We start from the raw sequence: 231 nt of genomic DNA on the forward strand, positions 1-231 counted from the left end.
GATCGTGCTTAATCTGTTCGTACTGAGCTTCAAACTTCTTGGCCTGAACCTCGGCAGCGCTCGCGGCACGCGCAAACAAATTGCCTGCCATCTTGTTCATACCGTTGAGCACGGTAATCACCTTCTGGACATCGGCACTTGTTGCACGGCCCTGCGCAACGGCCGTGAGCGATGCCCCGGCCGAATTTTGAAGCGATTCCCACTTACGTCGTTCGTAGTCCGTATTAAATG

1 protein-coding gene is annotated in these 231 nt (G+C 54.1%); it reads right to left on the reverse strand.

The genetic code is table 11. The features are described 5' to 3' along the window. On the reverse strand, positions 1–231 hold a 231-nt coding region (locus AC1RPW_RS08735; protein ID WP_481769570.1), incomplete at both ends, for a hypothetical protein.

The organism is Dellaglioa sp. CoH-55-MRSF-8 (assembly GCF_056782195.1).